At 67.6% G+C, this 2117-nt stretch carries 3 protein-coding genes; 1 reads left to right on the top strand and 2 read right to left on the bottom strand.

The annotated features are described in order from the left end of the window. Positions 1 to 376: 376 nt before the first annotated feature. Together ACIQTO_RS38140 and ACIQTO_RS38135 are read right to left on the bottom strand one after the other, a co-directional pair. Positions 377 to 868, bottom strand: coding sequence for a hypothetical protein (locus ACIQTO_RS38140; protein ID WP_402398271.1), 492 nt, complete (start codon positions 866 to 868; stop codon positions 377 to 379). A 44-nt stretch (positions 869 to 912) separates the two neighbouring features. Then, entirely contained in the window at positions 913 to 1659 is a 747-nt protein-coding gene (locus ACIQTO_RS38135; protein ID WP_402398269.1) for a hypothetical protein, read from the bottom strand. Between the two features lie 84 nt (positions 1660 to 1743). Here ACIQTO_RS38135 and ACIQTO_RS38130 point away from each other — a divergent pair, with 84 nt between their 5' ends. Next, positions 1744 to 2040 carry a hypothetical protein gene (locus tag ACIQTO_RS38130; protein WP_402398267.1) on the top strand — a complete coding sequence of 99 codons (297 nt, stop codon included), beginning with the start codon at positions 1744 to 1746 and terminating at the stop codon, positions 2038 to 2040. Positions 2041 to 2117 lie beyond the last annotated feature (77 nt).

Genomic DNA, 2117 nt, shown 5'->3' with positions numbered 1-2117 from the left:
GGGGGGGCGGTTGGGGGGGGGGGGGGGGGGGGGGGGGGGGCGGGGGCGGCCCGGGGGGGGGGGTGGGGGGCCCCCCCCCGGGGGGGGGGGGGTGGGGGCGCCCGGGCCCCCCACACCCCGACCGGAACACCGTGGTCGACACGGTTTCCGTCACGGTTTCTCCGCGACTGGGTTCGGGTGTACGGGCGCGCTTCGCTCGCGTCGGCGGTGCCCGCCGTCCGCTGGGCGGTCCGCGCCGACGACCTGCCCAGCCTCCACGCCTTCGTCGATGGTCTCGAACGGGATCTCGCGGCCGTCACCGTCGGCCTGACGCTGCCGTGGATTCGGGAGTCGTCGAGGGTCACGTCAACCGGATCATTCCGTGGAATCAGCGGTGTCAAGCCGTGTGCTTGTGCATCACGTCGAGGTAGTGCCGGTCGCGGTGCGGCACATGGTTGTTCCGCCCGGGCAGGCCGAAGACCGCGCAGACGTCAGCGGGCTGAGTGAGGATGCTCGACTGCTCGCCGAAGGTGAGAGTGCTGTTGACCGCATGCCGGCAGCCAGCGCCGTCGAGGGCGGCGATCAGCTCCTCGCGGAGGACGGTGGCCTCGAACGACTCGGAATCGGGAAGGACGAGCGGCGGAAGTTTGGCGGTCGAACCTGGCCAGAGGTTGATCCAGATTCCACTGACGGACCGCTGAGTGACCACCAGCTGCAGCCCGTCCCAGGAGTAGGGGTAGCCGTCGATATCGGGCCCCTTCATGCGGTGGGCCGGGTGCGGGCGCCCCGGGCCGAGAAGGTCTTCAGCTTCAGCCAGGGACATTCCGCAGCTCAGGGGGCCGATCCGACCGGTGCGGGAGAAGTCGACGAGTACGTCCATCAGGGTCACGACAGTGACTGTGGCACTCTCCCGAGCTGGTTCGCATCTCGATATCAGCCCGGTGCCGCGCTTGCGCCGCCTTGCCGGAGGACGACGAGTGGCAGGAGGCGTGCAGTGGCCGGCACGTCGAGTTCGCGTGGTGTCGGGCCTGCGGGCGTCGGAGTATCGGCGAGGCGGGCGAGTGGACGGTCCAGTGCTTGCTGGCCGTCGTCGACGGCCGCGCGTTCGTCGTCGGCGAGGGGGATCGCGGCGGCCATTCTCTGCAAGTTGTCATTGGCTTCGATGAGTTGTGCCTTGGTGGAGTCTTTCGGGGCATAGAAATCGCAGCGAGCGCAGGCCATTCGGTGCTGGCACTGTTCGAAGAAGGTGTAACTGCGGAAGCCGTGGCCGAGGTCGTAGTGCTGCCAGGGCTCCCCGGCCGCGGCGGCGTCGGAGGTGACGACGTCGCGGCCGATGAGGACCTCGATGGTGCGGACGTTGCGGGAGAAGTACTGGGCGTCGGTGTATGCCTTGGTGAGGGTATTGGGGGTGTTTTTCGCGTAGTACTGCGTGGACTGCGAAGAGCGGTTTCCGAGCCAGGCCTGCAGCTCGGACAGGGTCATCGGTTCCTTGGCGTTGGAGAGCCGGCTGGCGATCGTGGAGCGGGCCCGGTGGCTGGTGATGTTCCCACGGACATTGGCGGCCGGGATGCCGGCCTTGCGGCAGAGCATCGGGATGACCGTGTTGTTGATGTACGAGGGGGATATCTGAATCGCCCCGGGTTCGGTGGGGACTCGATTTCGTGTAAGGATTCGAGTCATGGCATGTCCTTCCTCCTACCCGCCTGAGCTGAACCCGCCCCAAACCTCGGCCTGGCGGCCCGCCAGGAATTCGACCTGCAGAGGATGCTCCAGAAGGACCGCCTCGACGGCCTCACCAGCTCCCTTTCGGGCGGCTGGCAGCCCAACTACGGCAACAGCTGGGTCAGCGGCGGTGCCGGCGGGGCTCTGCTCGGTTGGGGAGGATGGAGCGCGTTCAGTGGTATGTCGTTCGAATTCTCCTTCCTCGGCGGCCTTGCTCTGAGCCCATTCGCCCGCAGCAGCTGTGACACCCCGACCGGGCACCGGAACACCAACAACACCAGCTCCAACACCTCGACCCCGCCTCGCCCGAAGCCGGTCGATCCTGAGCTTGACGTTTAACCTCGGCGGGCCTGGTGTTCCTTGATCGACTCGGCGCGTTTGACCGTTTTGCCGACGTCGTGGTGCTTGGCGCGTTG

Origin of the sequence: Kitasatospora sp. NPDC091207, assembly GCF_044768625.1 — a bacterium.
Lineage (GTDB): Bacteria > Actinomycetota > Actinomycetes > Streptomycetales > Streptomycetaceae > Kitasatospora.
This window is presented reverse-complemented; position numbering and strand designations above follow the sequence as displayed.